Source organism: Streptomyces sp. NPDC048636, assembly GCF_040650655.1.
GTDB lineage: Bacteria > Actinomycetota > Actinomycetes > Streptomycetales > Streptomycetaceae > Streptomyces.
Map to the genome: position 1 here is coordinate 269119 of NZ_JBEZHR010000001.1, position 24389 is coordinate 293507.

At 72.7% G+C, this 24389-nt stretch carries 20 protein-coding genes; 9 read left to right on the forward strand and 11 right to left on the reverse strand.

The features are described from left to right. Positions 1-28 precede the first annotated feature (28 nt). From AB0C66_RS01310 to AB0C66_RS01320, 3 genes are all read right to left on the reverse strand, one after another. Positions 29-871: an enoyl-CoA hydratase-related protein gene (locus AB0C66_RS01310; protein ID WP_362431296.1), complete on the reverse strand. Its 843-nt coding sequence runs from the start codon at positions 869-871 to the stop codon at positions 29-31. A gap of 165 nt (positions 872-1036) precedes the next feature. Then, the gene (locus AB0C66_RS01315) at positions 1037-3286 is read right to left on the reverse strand and encodes an acetate--CoA ligase family protein (RefSeq protein WP_362431298.1); all 2250 of its coding nucleotides are present in this window, start codon (positions 3284-3286) and stop codon (positions 1037-1039) included. A gap of 211 nt (positions 3287-3497) precedes the next feature. Further along, a complete protein-coding gene (locus tag AB0C66_RS01320) occupies positions 3498-4655 on the reverse strand; it encodes an NAD(P)/FAD-dependent oxidoreductase (protein WP_362431301.1) in 1158 nt (385 codons plus the stop codon). 177 nt (positions 4656-4832) lie between these two features. Between AB0C66_RS01320 and AB0C66_RS01325 the strand changes: the two genes are divergently transcribed. From AB0C66_RS01325 to AB0C66_RS01335, 3 genes are read left to right on the forward strand one after another with little or no spacing between them, the layout of a single operon-like run. Further along, positions 4833-5285: a DoxX family membrane protein gene (locus tag AB0C66_RS01325; protein ID WP_362431303.1), complete on the forward strand. Its 453-nt coding sequence runs from the start codon at positions 4833-4835 to the stop codon at positions 5283-5285. Then, complete coding sequence (locus AB0C66_RS01330) at positions 5282-5773, forward strand: Zn-ribbon domain-containing OB-fold protein (RefSeq protein ID WP_362431305.1); 492 nt, start codon at positions 5282-5284, stop codon at positions 5771-5773. The genes AB0C66_RS01325 and AB0C66_RS01330 overlap by 4 nt, the downstream gene beginning before the upstream one ends. 4 nt (positions 5774-5777) lie before the next feature. Next, complete coding sequence (locus AB0C66_RS01335; RefSeq protein ID WP_362431307.1) at positions 5778-6329, forward strand: GNAT family N-acetyltransferase; 552 nt, start codon at positions 5778-5780, stop codon at positions 6327-6329. A 13-nt stretch (positions 6330-6342) separates the two neighbouring features. Here AB0C66_RS01335 and AB0C66_RS01340 read toward each other — a convergent pair whose 3' ends face one another. Then, entirely contained in the window at positions 6343-7119 is a 777-nt protein-coding gene (locus AB0C66_RS01340; RefSeq protein ID WP_362431309.1) for a pyridoxal 5'-phosphate synthase, read from the reverse strand. Between the two features lie 104 nt (positions 7120-7223). After that, a complete protein-coding gene (locus AB0C66_RS01345) occupies positions 7224-8399 on the reverse strand; it encodes an acetyl-CoA acetyltransferase (RefSeq protein ID WP_362431311.1) in 1176 nt (391 codons plus the stop codon). Between the two features lie 112 nt (positions 8400-8511). Between AB0C66_RS01345 and AB0C66_RS01350 the strand changes: the two genes are divergently transcribed. Both AB0C66_RS01350 and AB0C66_RS01355 read left to right on the forward strand, forming a co-directional pair. Continuing rightward, positions 8512-9837, forward strand: coding sequence for an acyl-CoA dehydrogenase family protein (locus AB0C66_RS01350; RefSeq protein ID WP_362431313.1), 1326 nt, complete (start codon positions 8512-8514; stop codon positions 9835-9837). Beyond that, positions 9837-10379 (forward strand): nitroreductase family deazaflavin-dependent oxidoreductase, encoded by a 543-nt coding sequence (locus AB0C66_RS01355; RefSeq protein WP_362431316.1) that lies wholly within the window; start codon positions 9837-9839, stop codon positions 10377-10379. Before AB0C66_RS01350 ends, AB0C66_RS01355 begins: the two co-directional genes overlap by 1 nt. A gap of 171 nt (positions 10380-10550) precedes the next feature. Here the strand turns inward: AB0C66_RS01355 and AB0C66_RS01360 are convergent, their stop codons facing one another. Beyond that, positions 10551-11198, reverse strand: a complete 648-nt coding sequence (locus AB0C66_RS01360) for a TetR family transcriptional regulator (RefSeq protein ID WP_362431318.1) — start codon at positions 11196-11198, stop codon at positions 10551-10553. Between the two features lie 342 nt (positions 11199-11540). Between AB0C66_RS01360 and AB0C66_RS01365 the strand changes: the two genes are divergently transcribed. The 3 genes from AB0C66_RS01365 (at position 11541) to AB0C66_RS01375 (ending at position 16228) form a co-directional block, all read left to right on the forward strand. Next, positions 11541-12440 (forward strand): VOC family protein, encoded by a 900-nt coding sequence (locus tag AB0C66_RS01365; RefSeq protein ID WP_362431320.1) that lies wholly within the window; start codon positions 11541-11543, stop codon positions 12438-12440. A 197-nt stretch (positions 12441-12637) separates the two neighbouring features. After that, positions 12638-15292, forward strand: coding sequence for a PQQ-binding-like beta-propeller repeat protein (locus AB0C66_RS01370; protein WP_362431322.1), 2655 nt, complete (start codon positions 12638-12640; stop codon positions 15290-15292). A 363-nt stretch (positions 15293-15655) separates the two neighbouring features. Continuing rightward, entirely contained in the window at positions 15656-16228 is a 573-nt protein-coding gene (locus AB0C66_RS01375) for a hypothetical protein (protein WP_362431324.1), read from the forward strand. Between the two features lie 30 nt (positions 16229-16258). On the opposite strand, the gene AB0C66_RS01380 is transcribed toward AB0C66_RS01375, so the two are convergent. The 3 genes from AB0C66_RS01380 to AB0C66_RS01390 are packed head-to-tail and all read right to left on the reverse strand — an operon-like array spanning position 16259 to position 18621. Further along, positions 16259-17026, reverse strand: a complete 768-nt coding sequence (locus AB0C66_RS01380; protein ID WP_362431329.1) for an enoyl-CoA hydratase/isomerase family protein — start codon at positions 17024-17026, stop codon at positions 16259-16261. After that, positions 17023-17463 (reverse strand): OB-fold domain-containing protein, encoded by a 441-nt coding sequence (locus AB0C66_RS01385; protein ID WP_362431331.1) that lies wholly within the window; start codon positions 17461-17463, stop codon positions 17023-17025. The genes AB0C66_RS01380 and AB0C66_RS01385 overlap by 4 nt, the downstream gene beginning before the upstream one ends. A gap of 6 nt (positions 17464-17469) precedes the next feature. Beyond that, positions 17470-18621 carry a lipid-transfer protein gene (locus AB0C66_RS01390; RefSeq protein WP_362431333.1) on the reverse strand — a complete coding sequence of 384 codons (1152 nt, stop codon included), beginning with the start codon at positions 18619-18621 and terminating at the stop codon, positions 17470-17472. A gap of 153 nt (positions 18622-18774) precedes the next feature. Here AB0C66_RS01390 and AB0C66_RS01395 point away from each other — a divergent pair, with 153 nt between their 5' ends. After that, a complete protein-coding gene (locus tag AB0C66_RS01395) occupies positions 18775-20361 on the forward strand; it encodes a FadD3 family acyl-CoA ligase (protein ID WP_362431335.1) in 1587 nt (528 codons plus the stop codon). A 563-nt stretch (positions 20362-20924) separates the two neighbouring features. On the opposite strand, the gene AB0C66_RS01400 is transcribed toward AB0C66_RS01395, so the two are convergent. Together AB0C66_RS01400 and AB0C66_RS01405 are read right to left on the reverse strand one after the other, a co-directional pair. After that, positions 20925-21209, reverse strand: a complete 285-nt coding sequence (locus AB0C66_RS01400) for a hypothetical protein (protein ID WP_362431337.1) — start codon at positions 21207-21209, stop codon at positions 20925-20927. A gap of 208 nt (positions 21210-21417) precedes the next feature. Next, positions 21418-24342, reverse strand: coding sequence for a BTAD domain-containing putative transcriptional regulator (locus tag AB0C66_RS01405; protein ID WP_362431339.1), 2925 nt, complete (start codon positions 24340-24342; stop codon positions 21418-21420). Positions 24343-24389: the final 47 nt, after the last annotated feature.

The following is a 24389-nucleotide window of genomic DNA, read 5'->3' on the forward strand; positions in this document are numbered from 1 at the left end:
AAGGGCGGTGACACGGGGACCCGGCCCCTCAGCGGCCCCGGTACTCGGGGGTGCGGCGTTCGGCGAACGCGCGGAGGCCCTCCGCCGCGTCGGCCGTGGTCATGTTGATCTCCTGGGCGGTCGCCTCGGCGGCGAACGCGGCGGCCCGGCCCGACTCGAGCGAGGAGTTCACCAGCGCCTTGGTGAGGGCGATGGCCCGGGTGGGCCCGGTGGCCAGGCGCTCGGCCCAGGTGCGCGCGGTCGCGGTCAGTTCGGTGTCCGGGACGACCCGGTTGACCAGGCCGAGCCGTTCGGCCTCGGCGGCGGGCAGCCGGTCGCCGAAGAACATCAGCTCCTTCGCCCGCTGCGGTCCGGTCAGCCGGGGCAGCAGATAGGCGCCACCGCCGTCCGGCACCAGACCCCGGCGGATGAACACCTCGATGAAGGTGGCCGATTCGGCGGCGAGCACCAGATCGCAGGCGAGCGCCAGATGGGCGCCGAGCCCGGCCGCCGTGCCGTTCACCGCGGCGATGACCGGTTTCTCGCAGTCGAGCACGGCGGCGATCAGCCGCTGTGCCCCGGCCTGGATCAGCCGCGCCACATCGCCGGGAATCCTCTCGTCCGGCTGTGCGGCGCCGCCCGGCCGTCCGTTCGCCGACGGACCGCGCAGATCGGCGCCCGCGCAGAACCCCTTGCCGGTGGCGGTGAGCACCACCGCCCGGACCGCCGGGTCGGCGGAGGCGGCGTCGAGCAGGGAAATCAGCCGTTCGCGCTGGTCGGGGGTGAGGGCGTTCAGCGCGGCCGGGCGGTTGAGGGTGATCCACGAGACGCCGTTGTCAGTGGCGTGCCGTACAACGGAGTCGAGGGAGTCCTCGGGGGAGGGAGACATCATGGGGAAGCTCCGGACATCGGTGTGCTCGGCGGGGTGGACGAGTACGGCGGGCCGGACCGCGCCCACCGGACAGGCGGGGCGGACCGTCCCTTTCGCGCCGGGGGTGCGGATCGGAGCCGCCGGACCGGCGGGGTCGGCCGTGTGGGGGGGGCGGGGCCGGTGGGGTCAGCGGCAGATCGCGAGCGCGTCCAGCGCCACCGCGCCCTGCCCGCGCTCCAGCACCATCAGGGGGTTGACGTCGAGTTCGGCGAGATCGTCGCCGAGTTCCAGCGCCATGCGCTGGACCCGCAGCACCACCTCGACCAAGGCGTCCACATCGGACGGGGGAGCCCCGCGGACACCGTCCAGGAGGCCGCGGCCACGCAGTTCGTCGAGCATCGCGCGGGCGTGGTCCTCGCCGAACGGGGGGACGCGTACGGCGGTGTCGTTGAGGACCTCGACGAGCACACCCCCTACACCGACGGTCACCGTGGGGCCGAAGAGCGGGTCGTGGCTGAGGCCGACGACCATCTCCACCCCGCGCTCGACCATCTGACAGACCAGTACGCCGTCGAGTTCGACGCCTTCGTAGCGGGCGATGTCGGTCAGCTCGCGGTAGGTGTCGCGGACCTGGCTCGCGGAGGTCAGCCCCAGCCTGACCAGGCCGAGTTCGGTCTTATGGGCGAGCTGCGGGGCGGACGCCTTCATCACGACCGGGTAGCCGACCAGCCCGGCGGCGCGGACCGCGGCGGCGGCGCTGGTCACCAGCTGCTCGCGGGGCACACGGATGCCATAGGCGCGCAGCAGCTGTTTGGCCGCGTACTCGCTCAGCTGCTGGCCGGGCCGCATCAGTCCGCGCACCTTGCGCACCGCGGGCGAGGGGGTGCGCGGGGCGTCGTCGAAGGGGGAGCGGTAGCCGGTGGTGAAGCGGTGGTGGTCCAGATAGGCGCGGACGGCGGTGATGCAGTTGGCGAAGGTGCGGAAGGTCGCCACCCGGGAGGAGCCGAGCAGGGTGGTGCGATAGGCGTCCTCGGTGCCCACCGGGGAGCCCCACACCACACACACCAGCTTGTCGGTCTGCTCGGCCGCGTCCACCAGGTCCTGGGCGAGGCGGTCGCTCATGGGCGGGAAGGGGCCGGTGATCGGGCAGATCAGCACGCCCACGGCCGGATCGGCGAGGATCGCGTCGATGATCTTCCGGCCGCGCCAGTCGCCGACCGGATGGCCGCCGTTGTCCACCGGGTTGGCCACGCTGAGGTCGCCGGGTATCCACTGGTGGAGTTCGGTCTGCTTCTCGGCGGAGAGGGCGGGCAGCGGGAGTCCGGCCGCGGTGGCGAGGTCGGCGAAGTGGGCCCCGGTGCCCCCGGAGATCGAATACACCACCACGCCCTCGGCGCGCGGGGGCCGGGCGCGGGCCAGTAGCGCGGCGGTGTCCTGAAGCTCGTCCAGGCCGTCCACCCGGATCACGCCGAACTGCCGCATGGCCGCGTCCACCACCGTGTCCGTGCCGGTCAGCTTTCCGGTGTGGGAGGCGGCGGTGCGGGCTCCGGTCTCGGTCCGGCCCACCTTCACGGCCACGACGGGCACCTTGGCGCGGGCGGCCCGGTCGACGGCCAGCAGGAAGCCGCGTCCGTCCTTGAGCCCCTCCGCGTACAGGGCGATGGCACCGATATCGGGTTGGGTGGCGAAGTAGGAGATGAAGTCGGCCGTCTCCAGGTCTGCTTCATTGCCGGTCGGGGCCCAGTGGCTGAGCCGGATGCCGAGTTCCTGGAGGGTGAAGACGGGGCGGCCCTGGTGGCCGGACTGGGTGATCAGGGCGATGGCGGGCCCTTCGAGGTCTTCGCGGAACTCCTCGAAGGCGTTGAGGTTGGTGTTGGGGCCCAGCAGCCGCACCCCGGCGCGGCGGGCCGCGGCCACCAGCTGCTCCTGGGCGGCGGCGCCCTCGGGCCCGGTCTCGGCGAAGCCGGAGGCGAAGACGACGGCGAACTTCACCTTGGCCGCGGCCAGTTCCTCGATGACCGGGAGCGGATCGCGGACCAGCAGGACGGCGAGGTCGACCGGTTCGGGCAGCTCGGCCACGGACGGGACACAGGGGAGGCCGAAGACGGACGGACGGGAGGGATGGACGGGGTGCAGCCGGGCGTTGACGCGCTCGGCCCAGGCCACGAGCTGCCGGGTGATACCGGTGTTGGGACGGCCCTCGGTGTCGGAGGCGCCGATGAGCGCCATCGACTCGGGACGGAAGAAGCGGTCCAGATCGGGGACCTCGGCGTGCAGCGGACGCCCGCTGACGTCCCGGTCCACCGCCTCCTCCGCGCTCCCGGCACCCGCGGTGCCGGTGTGGACGTGGACGGTGGGGCCGGGGGCCCGTCCGCAGGCGACGGCTCGGGCGTGACGGGAGTTGGTGGTGAGGGTGCCGTGAGTCGATCCAAGCATCGGTGTCCGCCACTCCTGCTCGATGGCCAATAGTCGAATAACTGACGCCCAGTCAAATTACTGCCAAGTCAGGTTACTCAAGCGATGGCGTGTCAGGAATGCTCAAGGCGCGGATAACACGCACCGTGACGGCCCGGGGGTGGCCGGGCCGTGCGCGACCACGGGCGGTCGGGAGCTGGTGCGGGGTGCCCGGTGCGGAAGACGGGGGTGGTCAGGAGGTGGTGCGGGCGATGGTTTTCGCGATCTTGCGGGCGTCGATGGCCAGTTCGCGCAGCATGCCGCTGATCGGGTTGGTGTAGCCGGTGAAATGCAGTCCCGGGGCGGACTTCAGGGTGCGCCGGCCGTGGGTGCGGGGGCGGCCGCGGGCGTCGAGCACGCCCAGATGGCCGACCAGTTCCTCCAGTCCGCGCCGGTAGCCGGTCGCCGCCACGACCACCTCGGGGCTGATCCGGGTGCCGTCCGCCAGTACCACCTTGTCCTGGTCGAACGAGTCCACCGCCGCGACCACCTCGATCCTGCCCGTCCGTACCGCGTCGACGAGCCCCACGTCCTGCACCGGGATGGCGCCCTGCCGCACCCGGGTGTACAGCCCGGTCTCCGGCCAGGGCAGCCCGCGTTCGGTCAGATCCGGCATGCTCATCCGGCACATCAGCCGCGCCGCCCGGTCCACCAGGGGCCGCGGCAGCCGCCGTACCAGGATGCCGGTGCGCTGCGCGGGCCAGCCCGCGGTCGAGCGGCGCAGGATGTGCGGTGGGGTGCGGACCGCGAGCCGCACCCGCTCCGCCCCGCCCTCGACCAGGTCGACGGCGATCTCCGCGCCCGTGTTGCCGACCCCGACCACCAGCACGTCCTTGCCCGCGTAGGGGCGGGCGTCGCGGTAGTGGCCGGCGTGCAGCAGCTCACCGGTGTAGGTGTCACGGCCCGGCCAGTCCGGCACCCGCGGGGTGTGGTTGAAGCCGGTGGCGATCACGACGACGGGCGAGGTCAGCACCCGTCCACCGGTGGCCCGCAGCATCCACTCCGTATTGTCCGCCGTCCGTTCGATCCGGGAGACCTCCACCCCGGTGACGACCTCCAGCCGGTGGTGTTCGGCGTACCGCTCCAGGTACCGGACGACGTTGTCCCGGGCGACCCACCGCCCGAACGACCGCGGCATGGTGAGCCCGGGCAGGGCGGACAGCCGACGGGTGGTGTGCAGATGCAGCCGGTCGTAGTGGGTGCGCCAGGAGGCGGCGACCGCCTCGGACTTCTCCAGGACCACGGCGTGGATCCCGCGCTCGCGCAGCGTGGCGGCGGTGGCGAGTCCACCTGGTCCGCCGCCGATCACATACACGGGTGAGGACTTCGGAGAGGAACTGTCGACTGCCATGCGCGCGAGCGTAGTCGGGTAATTTGACGGGTTTCGGTCAAAGTGATTCCGAATCGATTGCGGAAGGGTCACGGCATGTACCGCCACCCCTACCCCTTGCGCACGCCTCGCCCGTCCGTTGAAACTGACGTACCGTCAGAAACGAAGGAGATCAGCCGGTCAGGAGGTGGGGGCACCATGCGGACGATCTGGATCAGCGGCCCCGAATGGCTCGCCGTGCTGCGCATCGGACTCGGGCTGTGGTGGCTGGAGAGCTGGCGGCACAAGGACAAGGAGAGCTGGTTCCGGCGCGGCAGCGGTATCGCCTGGGCGAAGGGGGTGGCGGACGAGCACCGCTGGGCGTTCGTCCGGCGCGGTTTCGACGCGGTGGTCGCACCGAGACCCAAGGCCATGGCGTATGTGGTGGTATATGCCGAACTGGCCCTCGGTCTCGGGCTGATCCTCGGTCTGCTGACCCCGATCGCCCTGATCGGCGGACTGCTCCTCAACCTGCTCTACCTCCTGCTCATGATCCACGACTGGGCCGAACAGGGGCAGAACAGCATGATGATGCTGATCTCCCTGGTCGGGCTGGCGGGGATGAGCTGGCAGACCTGGTCGCTCGACGAGGCGTGGGGGCTGTTCCTGTGAGCGCCGGGTCAAGCCCCGGTGAGGCCGGCGCCGACGGGTCCCCAGCCCGCGCGGCGGCTCCGCGGTTCGATCTGCCCGAGCCCGACGCGTTCACCCGCCCCTACTGGGACGCCGCCGCCGAGGGCCGGTTGCTGATCCGCCGCTGCGCGGCCTGCGGGCGCGCCCACCACTACCCCCGCGAGTTCTGCCCGCACTGCTGGAGCGAGAACGTCGTCTGGGAGGAGGCGAGCGGTGACGCCACCCTCTACACCTGGTCCGTGGTGCACCGGAACGACCTGCCTCCGTTCGGCGAACGCGTCCCGTACACCGCCGCCGTCGTCGATCTCACCGAAGGGCCGCGGATGATGACCGAACTGGTCGACGGCGCCACCGGCGAACCGCACCGCGGGACCGGACTGCGCATCGGGATGCCGCTCCGCGCCGCCTTCCGCGCTCCCCGCGACGACGTCACACCGACTGTTCCCGTCTTCCGCCCGCTGCTTGAATGACCGGGTGCTGAAACCGGTGGAGCTCCAGGCCCCTGGGCTGCGGCTGCGCCCGTGGGAGAACACCCCGGGCGACCGCCGGGCCGCCCTGCGCGGACTGACCGACCCCGACTTCCGCCGCTGGAACACCCCGGTGGCCCTCGTCGACGACGAGGAGGACGTCGGCGCCTGGACCCACGGCCGGGCCGACGGCTGGCGGCGCGGCGATATGGCGTCGTTCGCCGTCCTGGAGGACACCGAGGTCCGCGGCCATGTCTCCCTCGGCGTGATCGACTATGGAGCGCGCAGCGCGCGGGTCGGCTACTGGGTGCTGCCCGAGGCCCGCGACCGCCGGATCGCCTCCCGCGCCCTGGGGGCCGTCACCGGCTGGGCCTTCCGCGACCTCGGTCTGCACCGCCTGGAACTCCGGCACGACATCGGCAACGAGGCGTCCTGCCGGGTCGGCCTCCGCTGTGGATACGTAGCCGAGGGCGTGCTGCGCCAGGCGCGTTTCGACCTCGGCGGGGCGCCCCGCGACGTCCATCTCCACGCCCAGCTGGCCGTCGACGGGCCGCCGTGACCCCTCCGGACCATCAGGGCCAGAGCAGCTCCCGTCGCCAGCCACCGGGCTCCTGCGGGGCGTGCCGGTAGCGGAGCCGTACATGCCGCCGCCGCGCCTCCTCCTGGTAGAACTCCACCTCGTCCGGCTCCAGGACGTACAGCGTCCAGCTGGGGGCGTCGGCGTCCGGCTCCCGTTCCGCCCGCTCGTACGCCGCCTCGAAGGCGCGCACCAGCTCCCCGTACGAGCCGAGGACCTCGCTCTGCCGCCCGGCCCCGGCCAGCGCGGCCGCGAGCGCGGCGGGGGACCGGCCGCGCAGATCCGCCGCGCTCTGCTCGCCCCCGACCTCGTGCACCCGGCCGCCGATCCGCACCTGACGGCCGGTGTACGGCCAGTGGAACGCGAGTGAGGCGTACGGGCGCTCGGCCAGCTCCCGGCCCTTGCGGCTGGTGCGGTGGGTGCCGAAGTGCCAGCCGCGGGCGTCGGCGCCGCGCAGCATCACGATGCGCTGGGACGGGCGGCCGTCGGCCCCGGCGGTGGCCAGCGTCATGGTGTGCGGGGCGGGTTCGTCCGACGCGGCGGCCTCGCGCAGCCAGCGCCGGAACAGCGGAAGCGGAGCGTCCGGGGCCTGCTCCGGGTCGAAGACGGGCAGTTCGCCGCCGTGGCGCACGCGCAGCCCGCGCAGCAACTCCTCGAACGATGCGTCGGTCTCAGCCGGTGCGTCCGTCGCACCGGTCCCATCCGCGCCGGACGCCCCGGACTCGCCGGACGCCCCGGACACTCCCGGCCGCTTCTCCTCGGCTCCGCTCATCGGACGTTCTCCGCCTCCCCGCGCGTCCGCGCACGCTCGACTGCCCCACGGTTTCCGGCCATCCGATCACCCGGAACCGGCCGGGGCAAGCGTGGCGGGCCGTGTCAGCCGCGGCCGAGCACCACCGTGCCCGACGAGCAGAACCAGCCACCCGTCCCCGAGGCCACGGCCAGCTCCGGCAGCCGTCCGCCCGCCTTGCGGACCTGGCGTTCGCCCGCCTCGCCGCGCAACTGCCGTACCGCCTCGACCAGCAGGAACAGCCCGCGCATACCCGGGTGGCAGGCGGAGAGGCCGCCGCCGTCGGTGTTGGTCGGCAGCTCGCCGCCGAGCGTCAGCCGTCCCTTCGCCGCGAACGCGCCGCCCTCGCCCTTGGCGCAGAAACCGAGGTCCTCGAGGGTCACCAGGGTCATATAGGTGAACGCGTCGTACAGCTGGGCCACATCGATCTCCGACGGGCGCACCCCCGCCCGCCCGAAGGCCGCGCGCCCCGAGGCGGCCGCGGGGGAGACCGTGAAGTCGTCCCACTCGGACATGGTGGTGTGCGAGAGGGCGGTACCGGAGCCGAGCACCCACACCGGCGGCGCGGCGGTGTCCGGTACGTACTCCTCGCCCGCCAGCAGCACCGCGCAGCCGCCGTCCGAGCGGATGCAGCAGTGCAGTTTGGTGAAGGGATCGGCGATCATCGGCCCGCTCAGTACGTCGTCCACGGTGATCGGATCGCGAAACATCGCATCCGGATTGTGCGCGGCGTTGGCGCGCGTCTGAACGGCGATGTCCGCGAGCTGCTCGAGTGTGGTGCCGTACTCCTCCATATGGCGACGGGCGGCCATCGCGTACTTGGCGATGAGCGTATGGCCGTAGGCCACTTCGAACTGGAGGGGGCCGCGGGCCCCGAAGGACAGATTGGCGGTGCGGCGGCCCGCCCGGATGTCGGCGCGGGCGGTCGAGCCGTAGACCAGCAGAACGGCGCGGGCGTGCCCCGCCGCTATCGCGTCCACGGCGTGGGCCGCCATCACCTCCCAGGTGGCGCCGCCGACGGCCGTGGAGTCGGCCCACGCGGGGCGCAGCCCCAGGTACTCGGCGACCTCCAGCGGCGCGAGGGTGCCAAGACCGGCGGAGGCGAAACCGTCCACGACGGAGCGGTCGAGCCCGGAGTCGGCGAGCGCGCGCCGCGCGGCCTGGGCGTGCAGCGCGTAGGGGGTGGCCGTGTCGACACGGCCGCAGTCGGAGAGGGAGACGCCGACGACGGCAACCTTGCGGGTGCGCTTCGCTGCGGACATGAATCTGACGGTACATCAGGTATCGGAAGTCCGGCAGGGTGGGAAAGTGCGGAGCGGCTCTCTAGTATGACGGCCCGTCAGAAACGGCCGGTCGAAGACGGAGGGCTCGCCGATGGACGCCGCGTTCACCGAGGAACAGGAAGAGATCCGCCGTACGCTGCGCGAACTGCTGCGGGAGCGGAGCGACGCGGACGCGGTCAAGGCGGCGGTCCGCACCGCGCCCGGCCATGACGTATCGCTGTGGCGGCTGCTCGCCCGCGGTCCGGGTCTGCCCGGACTGGCCCTTCCCGAGACGTACGGCGGCGTCGGCTGCGGCCCCGTCGAACTGGCCCTGGCCTGCGAGGAGGCGGGACGGGCGCTGCTGCCGTCGCCCCTGCTGGCCACCGCCGTGCTCGGCGCGCCGCTGATCGCCCGGCTCGGCACCGATGCCCAGCGCGCCGAGCTGCTGCCGCGGATCGCGGAGGGCGAGCTGACGGCGGCGCTCGCGGTGCCGGGCGGCGCGCTGCCGGAAGCGCTCGGGCTGACCGGGGCGGGCGCGGAGGCCGCCGGGGGAGCGCGGGACGCCTGGGCGGGCGGCGGACGCGCGGGCGGGGTGCAGGCGCGCCACGACGGCGAGGCGGGGTGGCGGCTGTACGGGCAGGTGGAGCAGGTGCTCGACGGGCACAGCGCCGGGCTGCTGCTGGTCGCCGCCCGCACCGGGGGCTATACACGCGGCCGGACCGTGCTGTTCGTGGTCCGGGGCGACGCGGCCGGGCTCATCCGCACCCGGCTGACCGCGCTCGACGAGACGCGGCCGCAGGCCCGTGTCCAGCTGCGGAACGTGGCGGCGGAGCCGCTGGGCGGCGACGCGGGCGGCGGTCCGGGCCGCGACGCGGGCCGCGATACGGATCGGGGCGCGGGCGGGGGCGCGGAACGGGCGGTGGACGGGCTGGTGCGGCTGGGTACGTCGGCCGCGGCCCAACTCGCCGCCGAGGCCGTGGGCGTGGCCGACGCGGCGCTGACCAGCACGGTCGCCTACGTATGCGAGCGGGAGCAGTTCGGCCGTCCGATCGGCTCCTTCCAGGCGGTCAAACACCGGCTGGCGGATGTGTACGTCAGGGTCCAGGCGGCCCGTTCGGCGGCGTACTACGCGGCCTGGGCGACGGGCCGGGCGGACGGGTCCGACCGGAGCGACGACAACGAGGCGGCGGTCGCGGGCGGGCTGGCGCTTGCCCAGGCGCTGGAGGCGCAGCGCGCGGCGGCGGCCGAAGCCGTACAGCTCCACGGCGGCATCGGCTTCACCTGGGAGCACGACGCCCATCTCGCCTTCAAGCGGGCGGCCTCGGACGAGCTGCTCTTCGGCCCCGTCCATCGGCTGCGGGCGCGCGCCGCGGAGCGGGAGGGACTGTTCGGCGCCGGGCCGCACGCGGTGGCTCCTCCGACGGCGGTGGCGGTCTGATGGCCGGTTACGGCGTGCGGCTGGTGCGGAAGGTGTCGTCGACCCGCGCCTTCGCGAGGGTCGCACCGCACGTCATCCCGGCGTTCGACCGCGCCGTCCACCGGCTGACCCGCGGCCGGGTGCTGCCGAGCGCGCTGATGCTGCCCGGGGTGATCCTCACCGCCCGGGGCGCGCGGACGGGACAGCCCCGCCGTACGCCGCTGGCGTGCCTGCCGGAGGAGGACGGCGGCTGGATCCTGGTCGGCAGCAACTTCGGCCGCCCCGGGCATCCGGCGTGGACCGCGAATCTGCTGCGGCACCCGGACGCGGAGATCAGCTGGCGGGGCCGGGACATCGCGGTGCGGGCACGGCTGCTGGAGGGCCCGGAGCGGGAGTCGGCGTGGTCGGCGGTGCTGGCCTTCTGGCCGCCGTACGCGGGGTACCAGGCGCGGGTGGAGCGCCGGATCCGTCTGTTCCGCCTGGAACCGGCCCCGAGCGGCCACCACGAGTCTCCGCGCGAACGACACGAGTCCCCGCGCGAAGTGCGTGAACGCGGCGACTGACGCCGCTGACGCGCCGCTGCACGCCTCCGCCGCACCGCTCGCCGCCGCGCTCCGCCGCCCCGCTCCGGGAAACGGCCGCGGCGGACCACTCGGGTGGAGTGGTCCGCCGCGGCGTGACAGGACGTGCTGGCCCGCCGGTCGGCCGGACCGGCGCGCGCGGTGCTCAGACGGCTATTTCGCCGGCTTCCGGCCGGTGATGCCCAGGTGCACGATGTAGGCCAGGCTCGGCTTGAGCTCGGCCTGCTTCACGCCCCAGCTCTGGAACCCCTTCTGGTGCGCGGCGACCGCGGCCAGCATCGCGACGAGCGACCCCGCCACCGCCGCGGCGCTGACGTGCTTGTCGATCCGGCCCTTGGCCTGGAGGTCCTTGACGGCGTCGGTCAGGGAGTTGGTCACGGCGTTGAGGATCTTCATGCGGATCTTGTAGAACCGCTTGTCCCCCTCGGCCGCACCCAGGTCGACCACCCTCAGGATGGCGTCGTGTTTGCGCCAGAACGAGAGGAAGCCGTCGACCAGGTCCTCCGCCGCCTGCGCGCCGGACTTCCCGGCCCAGGAGCGCCCGGCGGCCAGATCGGTCAGCGCCGCGCCCTCCTTGGCCATCTCCTCCGCGAGCTCGAGGACGGCGCCCTCGACATCGGGGAAGTACTGGTAGAACGTCGCCGGCGAGGTCCCTGCCTTGCGCGCGACATCGATGACCTTGACATCTCGGTACGGGGATGAGCTGAGCATCTCGCTGAGGCAGTCGAGCAGCTTCTGCCGTGTCGCCTGCCCGCGGCGGCCGGCCACCCGCCCGTCGACGGTGCGTACTTGTCCTGTCATGCCGTCAGCTTACCGAGGGGTGATCAGAGCGCGATTCGGCTGCGTGCAAATGGGGTTAGCGAGGGATGAGACGGTTTGTCGGGCCTCTTCAGCAGGTCGGAATGGCTTATTCCGGCTGCTACCGGTCCAGGGAACCCCCTCCGAGGCCGCTCACCCACATGAGTGATTTGTGTTATCAACAGCCTGTGGATAACGAGAGTGGGTGAGCCGCCGAGCCCCATCGCGGGAGTACAGGATTGGCCGAAAGGTGAGAATTCCGGAGCGGGCGCGGGGAGCGATCCCCCGTTAGCGTGGCAAGAGGGGAGAACGCCCCCAACAGGAGGACGCGGGAGGATCCGGGACATGGGCGCATTCGCCGAAGGCGTGCCCTGCTGGGCGGACGCGATGCTTCCCGACCTCGAGGCGGGCAAGCGCTTCTACGGTGAGCTGTTCGGCTGGACCTTCGACGAGCGGGCCACGGACTACGGCTCGTACACCCGCGCCCTGCTCGGCGGAAAGGATGTCGCGGGGCTCGTGCCCAAGCCCGACGGACGGATGCCGACCGTCTGGAACATCTACTTCGCCACCAGGGACGCCGCCGCGACCGCGGCCCGGATCCGCGAGGCGGGCGGCCGGGTGATCGCCCCGCCCGTGTGGATCGACGACTCCTGTGTCATGGCCACGGCCGCCGACCCGGGCGGCGCGGTCTTCGGGCTCTGGCAGGCGGGCAGCCACACCGGCTTCGCGCGGCGCGGCACCCCGGGCTCGTACGGCTGGACCGAGGTCCACACCCGGCAGCCCCGGCCGGTGGACGCCTTCTACCGGGCGGTCTTCGGATACGGCATGGAGCCCGTCACCCTGCGCCGGCCCCCCGCCGCCGCGGAACCCCGTGAGGCCGCCGCTCCGGAGTCCCACGAGACCGCCCCGCCGGAGCCCCGGCGCGCCCCCGCGCCCGATCTTGTCCTCTGGTCGCCGCGCGGCGAGCCCACCGGGGCCCGGCACGCGATCGGCGGACGGGTCGTGATCGGCGAGCGGTACCCGACCGAACTGCCCGCCCATTTCCTCACGTACTTTGTGGTGGCGGACTGTGAACAAGCGCTGCGCGCGGCCCACCGGCTGGGCGGGCGAGTTCTCAATGACCCCGAAGATACGCCGTACGGGCGTTTCGCGGTCCTTGCGGACAATCAGGGCGCGGTCTTCGCCGTCATCGACCCCTCGGCGACAGGCCCCTCCCCCGCGGAGAGCAGGGCGGGACCGGGCTGAGAGCGTGGTGACGGCCGTACCGTCGAACCGGACGGTGCCCGGCTCCGTATCGCCCGATGACACGACGATTCGCCCCCGGGTTCGCAACCGCCGCCTTCGCCAGAGAGAATGCAGGATGCGTGCCGCCGGACGGTTTGTCGGTGAGACGCTGCACGGGGCTGTATTTTTTCAAGCCCCCACGGGGAGGTGGCAGGCAAGTGGTGGAGCAGCTGACGCAGCACGATCCGAGGCGGATCGGCCCTTTCGAGGTGCTCGGTCGACTCGGCGCGGGCGGCATGGGGCTGGTCTATCTGGCCCGCTCGGCATCGGGCCGACGGGTCGCGATCAAGACGGTGCGGACCGAGCTCGCCGAGGACCAGCTGTTCCGCGTCCGCTTCACCCGTGAGGTGGAGGCGGCCCGCGCGGTCAGCGGCTTCTACACGGCCGCGGTGGTCGACGCCGATCCGCGGGCGGCGGTGCCCTGGCTGGCCACGGCGTACGTCCCCGCGCCCTCCCTCGAGGAGATCATCAACGAATGCGGGCCGATGCCCGCCCAGGCGGTGCGCTGGCTGGCGGCCGGGGTCGCCGAGGCGCTCCAGTCCATCCACGGCGCGGGTCTGGTCCACCGGGATCTGAAGCCGTCGAACGTCCTGGTCGTCGAGGACGGTCCGCGCGTGATCGACTTCGGTATCGCCTCCGGTGTCTCGAACACCCGGCTGACGATGACCAACGTCGCCGTCGGCACCCCCGCCTATATGTCGCCCGAGCAGGCGCGTGACTCCCGCAGCGTGACGGGCGCGAGCGATATCTTCTCGCTCGGCTCGACCCTGACCTTCGCGGCCACCGGACACGCCCCCTTCCACGGCGCGAACCCGGTGGAGACCGTGTTCATGCTGCTGCGCGAGGGCCCGGACCTGGCCGGGCTGCCCGATGAGCTGCGGCCGCTGATCGAGTCGTGTATGCAGATGGAGGCCGACCGCCGTCCCTCCCCGGCGGACCTCCAGTCGCAACTGGCCCCGCACCTCTTCGCCTCCAACGCCGACGACAGCGGTACGGCCTCGGCCTGGCTCCCCGGTGGCGCCGTCGCGCTCATCGAGCGCAAGCGCAGCGGGCGCAACCAGGTGCGCGGCGCCTCCGGCTCGCGCCCCGCGGCCGGTGGCGGCCGCTCGCCCCAGGGCGGGGGCAGCGGCGGTGCCGGACGTGGCTCGGCCCCGCTGCCGCCGGAGCGTCCGCCCACACCGCCGCCCTCCTACGCGCAGCCCGCCGGAGCCGCTGCCGGGGACGGCCCCGGCGGCCGCCATGGCGCGGTCCAGTCCGGAGGTGCCAGCGGCTGGGAGCCGGTGGGTGTGGGCGATCCGCGCGGCGGTCTGCGTGCGCCGGAGGCCGCGAGCCCGCCGAGCGCCCTGGGCTCCATCGGACCCGGGCGGCACGCCGCCCCCGCCGGACCCCCTTCCTCCGTACCGTCCGCGCCGCTGCCCGCCGCGGCCGACGGCCCGGTGCGGCTGCCCGGTTCGCAGGTGCCGATCGGCCCCGGGCTGCGGGCCGCCGACACCCGCGATCCGCAGCCGCGGCAGGACACGGGCCCCGCCACGGGCTGGGTGCGTCCGCCAGGCGGTATGACCACCGGCGGGGTGAACGGCGGGGAGGCCGCGGCCACGGGCGCCGTGCCGCCGCCGTCCCACGCCGCCTCCGCCGACGCGGCCGACGGACCGGGCGGCGGGGGCGCCTCCGGCCGCTGGCGGCCCTGGCGGTTCCGGATGTCCAACGATGTCTGGGGTACCCCGGCCGTCGCCGACGACCTGCTCTACGTCACCTCCTTCGAGGTGCACGCCCTGGATGTGGCCACCGGGCGGCGGCAGTTCAAGACCCGCGATGTGGCCTGGGCGATGGCCGTGGCCAACGGCCGGATCCACGCCTCCGACGGCCCGACGCTCTACGCGCTGGACGCGGCGGACGGCGCAGAGCGCTGGCGGCTGTCCACCGACGGCTGGGTCTACTCGCTCAGGGTGGACCGCGGCACGGTCGTCACCGGCACCCGCGGCGGCGGAGTCCAGGCGTGGGAGGCGGCCAACGGCGAGCTGCTGTGGGAGATGCAGGGCCTCCAGACCGACTTCGAGACGCCCGAGTCCGGTCCGGTCATCCACGACGGCACGGTCTATGTCTGGTCGGACGCCCGGCTGCGCGCCCTGGAGGCGCGCACCGGCGCGGAGCGCTGGTCGTACCCGATCGGCGACGCGGCGTCCTGCGGCGGCGTTCCGATGCGGCTGTTGTCGGCGCCCGACGGCGCCGTCTACGTCACCGCCGGGACCCGGGTGCTGGCCATCGACATCGCGCGCGGTGAGGTGCGGTGGCGTTTCGAGGCGCCCGCGGTCTTCCTGTGCGCGCCCGCGTACGCGCCGGGCCCCGCGGTGACCGGCGGCGGCGTCTACATCGCCGACTACCTCGGCACGGTCTACGCCCTGGACGCGGCGAACGGCCGCGACCGCTGGCGGATCGCCACCGAGTCGCGCCAGTCGGTCGAACCGGTGCTGGTGGCCGACGGCTCGGTGCATCTCGGCAGCGGCAGCGCGCTGTACACGCTCGACGCGGTCACCGGCACCCCCAAGTGGCGGTTCGCGGCGGGCGGCGAGGTCATCGGTTCCCCGGTCGTCGCGGACGGCCGGGTCCACTTCGGCTCGGCCGACCACTGTCTCTACACGGTGGACGCGGCGGGCGGACAGCTGCGGTGGAAGCTGGCCACGGGCGGTGAGATCACCGGCTCCCCGGTGGCCGCCGGAGGTGTGGTGTACGCGTGCAGCAAGGACCGCTGTGTCTACGCCCTGGACGCGGTCAAGGGCACCGGCCAGTCGCGCCCCTCGGCCAACCGCCCCTGACGGGCGAACGGCCCGACCGGCGCGTCCCGGGGCCCGGCGGCGGTGCCCCCGACAACTCCTGTTACCGTGACGCGCGTTCAGCGACCTCCCGGGGGAGTACGGGAGGTCGGTGAACCCTTGCGGGGAGTTCCCGTCCTGAGCACCGCGACGGGGCCCCGCCTCCTTCCTCGGTGGCAGCTCCGGTGGAACCGCGCGGCCCCCCCCGGAACCGCGGTGACGGGTGAGGTCGTCTCCGCCTACTGAGGAGCCGGGCCGGGTCCCCGATGTGACTTTGGGGTAGGAAGTGCCGTTGCTAGGGTGGCGTGCACTTGTCAATTGGGGTGCCGGTTGGCTCGTTTGTGTCTTTCAACGGGGGAGAATTTCATGCAACGCCGCTCTGTACGCCTGCTTGCCGTCGGCCTCATCGGACTGATGGCGCTCACCGGATGCGGAAAGAAGGGCAGGAGCCACGGCGGGGGAGGCTTCGGCGGTATCGGCTCGGGCGGCAGCGGCGGCGACTCCCCGGCGTCCGACCCCAGCGGTCTGCCGAGCGGTGTGCCCACCGATCTGCCCTCGGGGATGCCGTCGGGCGTCCCGTCGTACACCCCCGGGTACCCGTCGCCCTCCAGCTCCTACAGCTACTCCGCACCGCCCACCTACAACCCGGACGCCACGACCGAGACCAGCGGCTCCAACTGCCGCTACGACCAGTCCACCGGGCAGTTCAAGTACGACGTGAGGGTCACCAACACCGACACCAGCCGCAGCTTCCGCTACTCGGTCAGCGTGAAGTGGAACGAGTACGCGGGGGACGCGCTGCTCGGCTACGACAGCGAGTATGTGACCGTGCTGCCGGGCCAGAGCGAGACCGTCACCGCGACCGCCAGCTACACCATCACCAAGCGGATGCAGTACACCTGCCAGATCAGCACGGCCAGCAAGTCCACGACCAGCTGACCCGGCCGACCCGGGCCGACCGGCGCCGCCTCAGCGGAGCCGGAAGCCGGACTTCCGGGCCGCGAACCGCGCGGCCTGGCGCTCCGGCGGCAGATTGCCGAGCGCGATCAACTGCGGGGCGTGGGCGAGCGCCTGGTGCAGCGCGGCCTCCTTGGCCGCCCACAGCGCCCGTACCGTCCCCTGGACCGCCTCCGTCGGGTACGACGCCATGACGGAGGCGGCGCGTACGGCGGCCGCGGTGGCCTCTCCGGCCGGGACCACCTCGCTCACCAGGCCCGTCTCATACGCCCGGTGCGCCGAGACCCGCTCCGCGGTGCCCATCAGCGCCATCCGCGCGACCTCGCCGAACGGCATCCGCTGCGCCATGTAGACGGCCTCGTAGGCGCTGACCATCCCATAGGTGGTGTGCGGATCGAAGAAGGCCGCGGTCTCGTCGGCGACGATGAACTCCGCCTCGCCCAGCAGATAGAACGCCCCGCCGCAGGCCATCCCGCCCACCGCCGCCACCACCGGCTTCCACAGGTCGTTGGCCTTCGGGCCGACCGTGCGCAGCGGATCGTCGAGGGCGTAGGGCGACGGCGGCTGGGGCACCTCCACCGAGCGGTCGACGCCGGTGCAGAAGGCCCGTTCGCCCGCGCCGGTGAGGACCACGGCCCGCACCGACTCGTCCCGGCGGAAGCGGCGCCAGACCGCGACCAGTGCGTCCGCGGTCTCCAGGTCGATGGCGTTGTGCCGCTCGGGCCGGTCCAGGGTGACCACGGCGACGCCGCCCTCCTCGGTCCCGACACGCACCGTCACGGCCGCTCCAGCAGCCAGCGCACCACGGTGAGTCCGTCCGCCGCCCGGTGGAAGGCCGCCTTCACCGGGGCGCCGATCCGGATCCGCCCCGGTTCCACGGAGTCGAGCGGGGCGTCGGCGGATTCGACCACATTGCCCACCAGCCGGATCCGCGGATGCTCGGCCAGCTCCACCAGCGCCACGTTGTACGGGGCCTGGGCGGCGTAGCCGGGCAGCAGCGGTGGATGGGGCAGCACATACGACCAGATCCGGCCACGGCCGCTGGTCCTTGTCCACAGGTGCTCGAAGGACTGGCAGGACGGACAGCAGGGCCGCGGCGGAAAGCGCGGTACGGCGCAGGCGGCGCAGGTCTGGACGCGCAGTTCGCCTCGGGCCGCGTAGCTGAAGAAGGGCGCGCCGTCCTCGTCGGGAACGGGCTGGAGCAGCTCGGTCGTCACGGTCTCTCAACTCCTCAGCAGCAGAGCGGATGTGGGAACCCCCTCGCCCGCCGTGACCAGGCAGGTGGCGGCGCCGGGCACCTGGGCGGTGCTGGTGCCGCGCAGCTGGCCGACCCCCTCGGTGATGAGGTTGAAGCCGTGGACATACGCCTCGCTGAGCCCGCCGCCGCTGGTGTTGAGCGGCAGTCGGCCGCCGATCTCCAGCGCGCCGCCCTCGGTGAACGCGGCGCCCTCGCCCCGCGCGCAGAAGCCGTAGCCCTCGAGCGACAGCGGGATCAGGGCGGTGAAGGCGTCGTAGATCTGTGCCACGTCCACGTCCTGCGGTCCGAAGTCGGCGGTTTTCCACAGCTGGCGGGCGGCGGTCCAGGAGGGGCCGGAGAGCGGGTCGTCGTTCCAGTAGTTGACCATCCCGTGGTGCTGGGCGGGCAGCCCCTGGGCGGCGGAGTGGATATAGACGGGCCGCTGCCGGCAGTCGCGCGCCCGCTCGGCGGAGACCACCACACAGGCCAGCGCGCCGTCCGTCTCCAGGCAGTTGTCGAAGAGGCACAGCGGTTCGCTGATCCAGCGCGCGGTCATATACATCTCGCGGGTCAGCGGGCGTTCGTACATCATCGCGGCCGGGTTCTGGTTGGCCCGGTTACGGCAGGCCAGGGCCACATTGAAGAAGTGGTCACGGGTGGCGCCGTACTCGTGCATATAGCGCCGGGCCAGCAGTCCGATCTCGTCGGCGGGGCGCAGCAGTCCATGCGGCCGGGTCCACTGGGCGGGGGTGGGCAGCTGGACGCGGGTGTTGGTCCACGGCCGCGTACCGCTGCCGCGTTTGCGGGAGCGCCAGGCCACCCCGACGTCGGCCTGTCCGGTGGCGATGGCCGCGGCGAGATGGGCGACGGTGGCGCAGGAACCCCCGCCGCCGTACCCCACCTTGGCGAAGAAGGTCACATCCCCGGCGCCGATGGCCTTGGCCACCTCGACCTCGTCGGTCTCCTCCATGGTGTACGAGGCGAAGGCGTCCACCTCGGAGGGGGCGATCCCGGCGTCGTCCAGCGCGGCGAGGATCGCCCGGCAGGCGAGGGCCTTCTCGGATTCGGGGAGTCGTTTGGCGAAGGGTGTCCGGCCGATTCCGGCTATCGCCGTCGCGTCTTTGAGGGTCGCCGCCATCGCCACCTCCGTGGTCGCGGTTCCCCGGTGCCCGCGGTCACCGGTGCTGACAGCGGGGAAGGCTACCGCTAATCTGACGCTCAGTCAGCTAGAGGGTGACCGAAGGTCGGTTGGTGAGGTGCGGGCGGGCGAGAGCCCGGCGGGAGGCGGCTCATGGCGGAGGACACCATTCCGGCGCTGGTACGGGCGGCGGTCGAACGGTACGGCCCGACCGAGGCCGTGGTCGAGGGACGCTCCCGGATCTCCTACGCGGAGCTGGGCGCGCGGGTCGAGCGGGCCGCGGCGGCCTGCCTCGCCTCGGGCGTGGCGCCGGGCGACCGGATCGCGGTGTGGGCGCCCAACACCACCGACTGGATCGTGGCGGCGCTGGGCGCGGTCACCGCGGGCGGGGTGCTGGTGCCGGTCAACACCCGCTTCAAGGGCGCCGAGGCGGCGTATGTCCTGCGCCGCACCCGCGCCACCCATCTGTTCATCACCGGCACCTTCCTGGGCACCTCGTACGTGGCCTCGCTGCGCAGGGCGGCGGGGGAGGGGCCCGGCTCCGGTCCGCTGCCGGGGCTGCCGAGGCTGCGGGAGGTGGTCGTCCTCGCCGCCGACGCCCCGGACGACTTCCGCACCTGGAAGGATTTCCTGGCCGCCGGTGACGCCGTACCGGATTCGGCGGTACGGGACCGGGCCGACGCGGTGCGCCCCGACGACCCCTCCGACATCACCTTCACCTCGGGCACCACCGGCGACCCCAAGGGCGTGGTGATCACCCACGGCCAGACCGTACGGGTCTACCGCACCTGGAGCGAGATCACCGGACTGGTGCACGGTGACCGCTACCTCATCGTCAACCCGTTCTTCCATACCTTCGGCTACAAGGCCGGGATCATCGCCTGTCTGCTGCGGGGCGCGACGATGGTGCCGCAGCCGGTGTTCGGCGTGGAGACCGCGCTCGCCAACATCGCGGCCGAACGCATCAGCGTGCTGCCCGGACCGCCCACCCTCCACCAGTCGCTCCTGGACCATCCGGCGCGCGCCGCCCATGACTTGTCCGCGCTGCGCCTGGTGGTCACCGGTGCCGCCGTCGTCCCGCTGGAGCTGGTGGACCGGCTGCGCGGTGAACTGCGCATCGCCACCGTGCTGACCGCCTACGGTCTGTCGGAGGCGTCCGGAACGGTCAGCATGTGCCGCCGCGGCGATCCGCCGGATGTGGTCTCCGGCTCCTCCGGGCGCGCCATCCCGGACACCGAGATCAAGGTGGTGGGACCGGGCGGCGCCGCGGTGCCGCCGGGCACCCCGGGCGAGATCCTGGTCCGCGGCTACCACGTGATGCGGGGCTACTTCGAGGACGAGGCCGCCACCGCCCGTGCGATCACCCCGGACGGCTGGCTGCGCACCGGCGATATCGGGGTGCTGGACGCGCGCGGCAACCTCCGGATCACCGACCGGGTCAAGGACATGTTCATCGTCGGCGGTTTCAACGCCTACCCCGCCGAGATCGAGCGGCTGATCGCCCGCCACCCGGAGGTGTCCGACGTGGCCGTGATCGGCGTCCCGGATCCCCGGCTGGGGGAGGTGGCCAAGGCGTACGCCGTCCGCCGCCCCGACTCCACGCTGACCGCGGACGACCTGATCGCCTGGTCACGGCGGGAGATGGCGAACTACAAGGTGCCGCGGCAGGTGGAGTTCCTGGCGGCCCTGCCGCGCAACGCCAGCGGGAAGGTGCTCAAGACCGCCCTGCGGACGCGCTGACGCCGACCGCGCCGGGAAGGACGGTGTGCGGTCGCGTGCGGGGCTCCTCTCACGGCCGGCGGATCCGGCGCTTCGATGAGCCCTTCGCAGACCGTGGCACCGGTGTCAGTGTCAGGGTCAAGCCGGCCGGGAGAGGGAGCGTGCGGACGCCGGGGGCGTCAGCGGGGGCTGGGGGCCGGTGAGTGGCCTTCGCCCTGGGCACTCATGGTCGCGCTGCTGATGGACGAGTCCGCCACGACCACGGGGGTGTGGCTGTCATTCGCGAGCGCGAAGGAAGCGGACTGGCCGGTGCCGGCCGCGACTCCTATCGCAAGGGCCAAGGTAGCTATACCTTTTGTGGTACGAGACATTCCAGTTTCCTCCGGTACGGGGGTGGTGGATTTTTTGTAATGCAAATTGGCCATGGATGGGCTGATGGGTTCAGTCATCTGGCCTGAAATGAGCGAAGCTTGGCGCGTTGTGCCTCGCCCACGACATAGAGAGGAGCCGGTGCCGATGACGTCCCCTCCGCGTCATCGACACCGGCTCCTCAGGTCACCTCATGGGTGGCTTCGGAGCCCGATCTACTCGGGCGCCGACGGGGTGTGGCCCTCCCCCTCCGCGGCCTGCTTCGGCGGCGGCGGCGTGTGGCCTTCACCCTGGGTCGACAGCTGCGGCGGCGCGGGGGTGTGGCCCTCGCCCTGGGTCGACAGCTGCGGTGGTGCGGGGGTGTGGCCCTCCCCCTGTGTCGAGAGCTGTGGCGGAGCCGGGGTGTGGCCTTCGCCCTTGGTGGAGAGGGAGGCGGGAGCCGGGTCGGCCTCCAGCGGCCGGTAGGCGTCGGACTCGGGCTTCTTGGCTTCGTTCGTCACGGTGAACTCCATCGGATGCTGGTCGTTGGGGGGCCCGTCGGGCCCGCCCGGCGACTCCCCCGTGGGTCGCCGGACGAGCCCTGCAAGGGCCGCCCACACTACGGTGTGACCTCACAACCGACCCGTCTGCCCCCCGCGGGGACGGATCGACAGTTAAGAGAATCGCGGACGGCGATAAACGATTGATGAACGGGGGCGCCGTAGGAGGTCAGAGCGCTGCGGCGGGGGCCAGCAGGCTCTGGACATCCTCCGCCTCCGGGGTTCCCAACCGTTCGTGGATAGCCAGGGCTTCACGCCAGCAGGCTTCCGCCCGCCCGTCCTGCCCCAGCTCCAGCAGGGCCCTGCCGAGCAGCGTCAGCACCACGGCCCGACGCCAGTCGCCGCCGATTCCCCGCAATGCCAGGGCCTGTTCGGCATGGGTGGCGGCCTTGGCCGGGCTGGGGACGGCCAGATGGGCTTCTGCCAGTCGCTGGTGGGCCATTCCCTCCCACAACGGCTGGCGGTGCTCGTGGAACAGGTCGCGGGCTTCGTTGAGCTGCTCCAGCGCCTGGGCGAGCAGTCCGGCCCCGGTCAACGCGATCCCCAGCGCGTACTTACCGTTGGCGACACGCAGGGTGCGCCCCTGGCTCTCGTAGATCTCGACACCCTTCCGGGCCAGTTCGATCGCGCTGTCGATGCGGTCCATCTCCACATAGGCGCGGGAGAGGTTGCACAGCGCGCTGGCCTCGCCGGGCCGGTCGTCCACTGCCCGATACGCCTCGATCGCCTGGAGGAAATGGCGTTCCGCGTCGTCCCAGCGGGTACGGCTGAGGTGCGCCAGGATGCCGCGCTCGGTACGGGCGCGTCCCACAATGACGAAATCCTGTGCCGCGGTGCCCAGATCCAGGGCACGCTCGGCCTGCGCGTCCGCCTCGTCGAGCCGCCCGGCCAGTTGGTGCACCTTGGCCAGGCACACCCGCGCGCGGCCCTCGGCCCGGGTGTCGCCCGCCCCGCGTGCGGCCCGGCTGATGACTTGGGCCAGTGCCTCGTAGCGGGGGGCGTTGGCGCCGGACTCAGCGAGGTCGATGGCGGCCAGCAGCACGTCCGCGGCCCGGCGCAGCGTACCCCCGCGGGCGGCCTGCTGGGCGCACATCAGCAGGCAGTCCGCCTCGGTGAACAGCCAGTCGAGAGCCGCGTCCTGGTGAGGGAAGTCCAGCCCCGGGTGGGTGGTTGGCGACAGGTGGTCCACCAGCCGGTCGCCCGGCCGCTCCATCGCGTGCACCCGGGCCGCGGTGGCCAGGTAGAAGTCCAACAGCCGCGACAGAGCCGCCTCGCGGTCGGCGGTCGGCTGGTGACGCTCCGCGCAGTCACGCGCGTAGAGCCGCACCAGATCGTGGTACCGGTAGCGGCCCGGTGCGGCTGACTCGAGCAGCGAGGCGTCGACGAGCGATTCGAGCAGTTCCTCGGCATCGAAGGGGTCCAGATCCAGGGCGACCGCCGCGGCGGCCAGCGAGATGTCCGGCCCTTCCGCCAGCCCCAGCAGCCGGAATGCCTTCGCCTGTTCCGGTTCGAGCTGGCCGTAGCCGAGTTCGAAGGTGGCCCGCACCGCCAGGTCGCCGACCCGTAGTTCGTCCAGGCGGCGGCGCTCGTTGGCGAGTTTGAGTGCCAGCGTCGAGACCGTCCACATGCGGCGGGAGGCCAGCCGGGATGCGGCGATCCGGATGGCGAGCGGAAGGAAGCCGCAGGCCGCCACCACGTCCATGGCTGCCTCGCGCTCGGTGGTCACCCGTTCCTTGCCGACGATGCGGGTGAAGAGCACCAGAGCCTCGTCGGGGCTCATCACGTCGAGGTCGACGAGGTGGGCACTCTCCAGGTCCACCATGCGGCTGCGGCTGGTGATGAGGGCGGCGCAGCCTTCGGTACCGGGGAGCAGGGGCCGCACCTGGGCGGCGTCGCGGGCGTTGTCGAGCAGGGTGAGGACGCGGCGGCCGTCGAGGGTGGAGCGGTAGAGGGCGGAGCGTTCCTCGGCCCCGTCGGGGACGGCGGATTCCGGGAGGCCCAGGGCGCGCAGGAAGGAGCCCAGTACGGCCTCGGGCTCGGCGGGCACCGGCCCCGCTCCCTGGAGGTCCACGTACAACTGGCCGTCCGGGAAGTGGTGTCGGGCCGCGTGGGCCACGTGCACGGCCAGCGTCGTCTTGCCGACTCCGCCGATGCCCGCCACTGCTGACACGGCCATGACATGTCCGTCGGCGGAGGCGAGTTGATCGCTGAGCTCGGTCACGAAGGCTGCCCGGCCGGTGAAGTCGGCAACGGTCGCGGGCAGCTGGGCCGGGCGGACGAATGTGGGGCCCGCGGCCGCGCGACTGTCCGGAGGCGCCGCCAGCTCCGCGTCCGCTTGGAGGATGCGCTGGTGCAGCTCGGACAGCTCCGGGCACGGATCCACCCCGAGGTCCTCGGCGAGCAGCCGTCGGGTGTCGTTGTAGACGGCCAGGGCCTCGGCCTGGCGTCCGCTGCGGTAGAGCGCCAGCATCAGAAGCTCGCGCAGCCGCTCTCGCAGTGGATGAGCCGCAGTCATCGCCGTGAGGTCGGAGACGACATCGGTGTGGTGGCCGAGCTCCAGGTCCAGGTCGAGCCGGGTCTCGGTGAGGACCAGCTGCCATTCTGACAGCCGCGCCCGCTGCACCTCCGCGTACGGGCCAGGGAGGTTGGCCAGGGACTCGCCGTCCCACAGGTCGAGCGCCTTCGTGATGAGCTCACGGGCCTGGAGTCGGTCGCCGGAGTTCCGTGACTTCTCGGCGTCTGTCACCAGCCGTTCGGCCATCTCCAGGTCCAGTGCTCCCGCTCCCGCTCGCACCGCGTAACCGCCCGACTCGCTCACCAGGACGTCCGAGTGCGGTGCGAACGCCTTGCGCAGCCGGGAGGCGTAGGTGCGCAACGCCGCGATGGCCGCGTCCGGCGGTTCCTCACCCCAGAGGGCGTCCACCAGCTCGGGTGCGGTGGCAGTGCGTCCGCTCCGCAGCAGCAGAGCGGCGAGCAGTGCCCTCTGCTGGGGAGATCCCGTACTGATCTGCTGCTCGCCCCGCCATGCGCGTACCGGTCCGAGCACGGTGAAGCGCAAGGGCTGGTCCTGCGCTCGCTCCTTCTCGCCGGCCATGGTCTCCCCCTGCCTCTGCCTCCCAGTTGCAGGGGCCAGTTTGCCTT

What these genes read in the sequence shown, in the direction of transcription:
- AB0C66_RS01310 (WP_362431296.1), bottom strand. Translation starts at nt 871, where the DNA reads ATGATGTCTCCCTCCCCCGAGGACTCCCTCGACTCCGTTGTACGGCAC.
- AB0C66_RS01315 (WP_362431298.1), bottom strand. Translation starts at nt 3,286, where the DNA reads ATGCTTGGATCGACTCACGGCACCCTCACCACCAACTCCCGTCACGCC.
- AB0C66_RS01320 (WP_362431301.1), bottom strand. Translation starts at nt 4,655, where the DNA reads ATGGCAGTCGACAGTTCCTCTCCGAAGTCCTCACCCGTGTATGTGATC.
- AB0C66_RS01325 (WP_362431303.1), top strand. Translation starts at nt 4,833, where the DNA reads ATGCGGACGATCTGGATCAGCGGCCCCGAATGGCTCGCCGTGCTGCGC.
- AB0C66_RS01340 (WP_362431309.1), bottom strand. Translation starts at nt 7,119, where the DNA reads ATGAGCGGAGCCGAGGAGAAGCGGCCGGGAGTGTCCGGGGCGTCCGGC.
- AB0C66_RS01345 (WP_362431311.1), bottom strand. Translation starts at nt 8,399, where the DNA reads ATGTCCGCAGCGAAGCGCACCCGCAAGGTTGCCGTCGTCGGCGTCTCC.
- AB0C66_RS01350 (WP_362431313.1), top strand. Translation starts at nt 8,512, where the DNA reads ATGGACGCCGCGTTCACCGAGGAACAGGAAGAGATCCGCCGTACGCTG.
- AB0C66_RS01355 (WP_362431316.1), top strand. Translation starts at nt 9,837, where the DNA reads ATGGCCGGTTACGGCGTGCGGCTGGTGCGGAAGGTGTCGTCGACCCGC.
- AB0C66_RS01360 (WP_362431318.1), bottom strand. Translation starts at nt 11,198, where the DNA reads ATGACAGGACAAGTACGCACCGTCGACGGGCGGGTGGCCGGCCGCCGC.
- AB0C66_RS01365 (WP_362431320.1), top strand. Translation starts at nt 11,541, where the DNA reads ATGGGCGCATTCGCCGAAGGCGTGCCCTGCTGGGCGGACGCGATGCTT.
- AB0C66_RS01375 (WP_362431324.1), top strand. Translation starts at nt 15,656, where the DNA reads ATGCAACGCCGCTCTGTACGCCTGCTTGCCGTCGGCCTCATCGGACTG.
- AB0C66_RS01390 (WP_362431333.1), bottom strand. Translation starts at nt 18,621, where the DNA reads ATGGCGGCGACCCTCAAAGACGCGACGGCGATAGCCGGAATCGGCCGG.
- AB0C66_RS01395 (WP_362431335.1), top strand. Translation starts at nt 18,775, where the DNA reads ATGGCGGAGGACACCATTCCGGCGCTGGTACGGGCGGCGGTCGAACGG.
- AB0C66_RS01405 (WP_362431339.1), bottom strand. Translation starts at nt 24,342, where the DNA reads ATGGCCGGCGAGAAGGAGCGAGCGCAGGACCAGCCCTTGCGCTTCACC.